The following is a 550-nucleotide window of genomic DNA, read 5'->3' on the forward strand; positions in this document are numbered from 1 at the left end:
TAACAAGCTGAAAATTCAGCGGCTAAATTTTTCAATTCTTCGACTGATAATCCAATGATTGCTTTACATAAACGATTATCTCGTAACAGCCGCTCTTTGTTGATCATTTCAAACCTTTATTCTCTAAGTTAAACCTCTTTTTATTCTCAATAGCGTGACAAAAAATGCAAGTCTCTATTCAGCAACTAGTTTAATGATTTTCTCTGCCGAATTGAAAACGTTGATAGAGAAAGTTCACGCTGAAAGAGTGCCTTTTTCGTTGATGTGCAATCTACCCGCTAATTTCAGGAAATCGCCCACCGTTTGGCAGTTCCATTTTTTACCGCTTTTTTGTAGTGAAAATGGCTACATGGGCACTTTCTTCCATGCTCATGAGTTCCTGTTTTTATCGCCGTTGGAGTATGTCGATGGCATGCAGCCTTATTTCTGTTATTTTCGAGTGACCGTACTCTATGTAACTACTAGTGATATTTCGCTTCCTCGCCCGTTCGCTCGCGTTGCTCGGTCACTTGGCTGCGTCGAGCGGTGGGGGTTAAGTTTTAAAAAGATT

The 550-nt window shown here is 40.4% G+C and carries 1 pseudogene; it reads left to right on the forward strand.

Annotated features, from left to right (window positions below):
• Positions 1 to 154: 154 nt before the first annotated feature.
• A pseudogene (locus CBG25_RS10395) lies at positions 155 to 550 on the forward strand (hypothetical protein); the annotation flags it as partial.

This window comes from Arsenophonus sp. ENCA, assembly GCF_002287155.1.
GTDB classification, from domain to species: Bacteria; Pseudomonadota; Gammaproteobacteria; order Enterobacterales; family Enterobacteriaceae; genus Arsenophonus; species Arsenophonus nilaparvatae.